Origin of the sequence: Methanosphaera sp., from assembly GCF_016282985.1 — an archaeon.
Lineage (GTDB): Archaea > Methanobacteriota > Methanobacteria > Methanobacteriales > Methanobacteriaceae > Methanosphaera.
Genome location: NZ_JAEELZ010000126.1, coordinates 1 through 3018, shown reverse-complemented (window position 1 = coordinate 3018; position 3018 = coordinate 1). Strand labels below are relative to the sequence as shown.

At 28.7% G+C, this 3018-nt stretch carries 3 protein-coding genes and 1 pseudogene; 1 reads left to right on the top strand and 3 read right to left on the bottom strand.

Annotated features, from left to right (window positions below; genetic code table 11):
* A pseudogene (locus QZZ11_RS07675) lies at nucleotides 1-213 on the top strand (DNA mismatch repair protein MutT); the annotation flags it as partial.
* Here QZZ11_RS07675 and QZZ11_RS07670 read toward each other — a convergent pair.
* The 3 genes from QZZ11_RS07670 to QZZ11_RS07660 all read right to left on the bottom strand — a co-directional run.
* A complete protein-coding gene (locus QZZ11_RS07670) occupies nucleotides 210-1373 on the bottom strand; it encodes an MFS transporter (RefSeq protein WP_292474993.1) in 1164 nt (387 codons plus the stop codon). The pseudogene QZZ11_RS07675 and the gene QZZ11_RS07670 overlap by 4 nt on opposite strands.
* A 12-nt stretch (nucleotides 1374-1385) precedes the next feature.
* The gene (locus QZZ11_RS07665) at nucleotides 1386-2552 is read right to left on the bottom strand and encodes a glycosyltransferase (RefSeq protein WP_292474992.1); all 1167 of its coding nucleotides are present in this window, start codon (nucleotides 2550-2552) and stop codon (nucleotides 1386-1388) included.
* Between the two features lie 48 nt (nucleotides 2553-2600).
* The coding region (locus QZZ11_RS07660; RefSeq protein ID WP_292474990.1) for an aminotransferase class III-fold pyridoxal phosphate-dependent enzyme at nucleotides 2601-3018 on the bottom strand (418 nt) is incomplete at its 5' end.

Here is a 3018-nt window from a genome sequence, read left to right as displayed (position 1 = left end):
GTGAAAGTGGGATATTTTTGTGAAGCAGTACAGGATGATTATCCGCACAGAAGAACAGTGCAATTGATAATGTATGCGAAAGACATTACAGGAGACGTTAAAATAAGTGATGAGCATGATGATTGGATGTGGGCAAGTATTGATGAGATTAAATCATTGGATATTACTTCATCACTTGAAAAAATAATTGAAAAAAGAAATAATGAAATTTAAGAATTATTTTTAAAAAATAATGTGGAAAATGCAAATATACTGCCCAAAACTGTCAATGCAACCAATACAATAAGTAAAATATTTACATCATACAATTGAAGGATATTGCCTCCAATGAAATTAGCAAAAATTAATCCAATTGTTACTGTTGTTCCTAAAAAAGCTTGAGCTTCATATTGATCTTCTTCATCAACTATTTCAGTTGTTAAATGGACTGAAGCAGGAGCAATAAGAGCATAAGTCACAATTTGTAAAACTTGGGCGACATAAATATCAAAAGGATTTTGAGCAAAGAAAATTATTAAAGAACGTACAATATAAAAAAAGCTAGATAAAATAATTAAATTTTTTGCAGAGACTTTATTTAATATCTTTATAAATAAAAACATTACAGGTAATTCTAAAATTGAAGCCAATGAATTAGAAATACCTACATTAGATATATTTCCTCCAATATTTTCAATAATGTTTATCAAATAGCATTCAAAAATGTTTTGAAATGTCATCATTAGAGTCATTACAATTAAAATTATAGTGAAAAGTGGATATTTAGTTAAAATATTATTTTTAAATGATGTATTATTCTTAGTTCGACTATCATATCCGTAATATGGAAGCCAATAAATAACAATAATCATTAAAATAGCTGATACCAATGAAAATAACGGTATAATCATTACATTAAAATCAGTTAACATGAACCCGATAACACTTGCAAAAATAGAAAATGATAAGGAACCAAAACCCCGTGCAACACCAAAATTAGTCTCAACACCATGATTTTCATAATAAAATGGAGAATAATTTATAAAAGGATACATAACACCAGATACAATAATCATGACTGAAAACATTAAGGAACACCATACATTTTGGAGCAAAAACATTGCTAAAACCGATATAATTACAATAATATTTAAAAAAACTAAAAGTTTTTGCCATGAAAAATGACGGATGTCAACTTGCCGGCCTATTAATGGTTGTAAAATTGATGAAAGTAATGCTGAAATTCCAATTATTAATCCAATATCGCTATAAGGAATTCCTAAACTGTTAAGAAAGAAAACACCATAACTATATATGGTTAAAAAAATAATGAAAAAAAGGGCGAATAATAAATAGCAACCACAATTAATTTTAGTTTTATTTTCCAAGGCCATCATTATACTCTCCTAATCTGATTTTTCTATTTGAAACTTATTAATATAATCCAAATATACTTTTTCCATATCTTTTCCAAATTTTTCCTTTGAAAATCTTAAAGAAGATTTTAAAGCATTATTTTTTAATTGGGCATAACCTCCACCCATATTAAATATTTTAATAATATAGTTAATAAATTCTTTTTTATTTGTATATGTAAAACCATTAATACCGTTTTCAATAACATTATCTAAAGATTCATCATATCGACAAACAAGAGGTATGGAAGATGCAAGTGCTTTCATATAAGTAATTCCTTGAGTTTCACAGGTAGAAGCGGAAACAAATATATCCGCAATATTATAATATTTATATGTGTCTTCAGGAGAAATAAGTCCGACAAAACGCACATAATGCTCCATGTTTAACTTTTCAACCTTATTTTTTAAATTTTTTAGATACAGTCCTTCTCCACCAATTATCAATACAATATCTTTATTTTTTAAAATCAGATCCGGAAGAAACTCAATTAATTCATCCAAATTCTTTTCTTTTGAAATTCTTCCAATTGAAATTAAAACTTTGGAATTTTCATTTATATTTATCTGTGATTTAAGTTTGTTTTTCTCAAATGATGATAAATCCTGGTTAAAATTAGATATGTCAACTCCAGTTGGAATAACATGAATGGGTAACGTAATATGTATCTCTTTAAGGAATGGAATCATTTTTTCACTTGGAACAACTATGGCAGAAGAATTAGAATAACAGCTTTTAATAAGATTTTTTGAAAAAAATTTTCTAATAATTCCAATGGGAATTAATCCTCGGGTAAACTCTTCCCACAAAGTGTGAGAAGTATTAATATAAGGACTGTTACATTTTTTAGCAAGTTTTTTTCCAACACTACCTGCATACCATTCAGTTTGAACATGAATAATATCGGGATTCCATGAAATGATTTCATCCAAAACCTTATCATTGTATCTGAATGACTGTCTAAAATCAATGAAAGGAAGAGAAAAAGAGCCTATTAAATAATTATCTTTAATAATTTTAGATTTATGATTTCTAGACATTAATAAAACCCTAACATCATGGCCTTGATTAATCAACTCGGATTTTAAAGTAGCTATTGAACTAGAAACACCACAAACCTGATTTTCATATGTGTCTGTTGTAAGCAGAATTTTCATTTAATCCCCCAAAGAGGGAAGCAATCTAAAAAAAATAAATAAATAACTTTAGAGTATTTCATCTAAAGCTTTTACAAATTCATCAATGTCTTCTTTAGTGATGATTAAAGGAGGTACGAATCTTAATACTTTATCTGCAGTACAGTTGATTAAAAATCCTTTTTCACGGAGTTTGTCAACATATTCTGCACCAGGTTTAGTTAATTCCAAACCCACCATCAATCCTTTACCTCTAACATCAGCAATGATTTCTTTATCTAATTTTTTAAGTTCTTCAATAAAGTAATTACCGACTTCATTAACATTATCCAAGAGATTATCTTCTTCAATAGTATCCAATACTGCATTTGCCGCTGCACAAACTAATGGTCCGCCACCGAAAGTGGTTCCATGATCTCCAGGAACGAATGCGCTGGCTACTTTTTCGGTTGCAAGAATTCCGCCCATTGGGACTCCTCCACCGATT